At 47.5% G+C, this 453-nt stretch carries 1 pseudogene; it reads left to right on the top strand.

The annotated features are described in order from the left end of the window. A pseudogene (locus ACTHUR_RS20585) lies at positions 1 to 420 on the top strand (hypothetical protein); the annotation flags it as partial. Positions 421 to 453: the final 33 nt, after the last annotated feature.

Raw genomic sequence — 453 nt, 5'->3', positions numbered from 1 at the left:
CATACAGGCAGTACCGTAGGCAGCTTGAAAGGCGATACCACCATTGTTGCAGGCAAACACTACGAACAAATCGGCAGTACCGTTTCCAGCCCAGAAGGCAACAATATCATCCATGCCCAAAGCATAGACATTCAAGCGGCACACAACAAATTAAACAGTAATACCACCCAAATCTATGAACAAAAAGGCTTAACGGTGGCATTCAGTTCGCCCGTTACCGATTTGGCACAACAAGCGATTGCCGTCGCACAAAGCAGCAAACAAGTCGGACAAAGCAAAAATGGTCGTGTCAATGCCATGGCAGCTGCCAATGCAGGCTGGTAAGCCTATCAAACAGGTAAGAGTGCACAAAACTTAGCCAATGGTACAACCAATGCCAAACAAGTCAGCATCTCTATAACCTACGGCGAACAGCAAAACTGACAAACCACCCGAGTTCAAGCAAGCCAAGCC

This window comes from Neisseria sp. P0021.S007 (assembly GCF_051956855.1).
The sequence above is the reverse complement of the archived record's forward strand: the minus strand, read 5'-3'. Positions and strand labels throughout refer to the sequence as shown.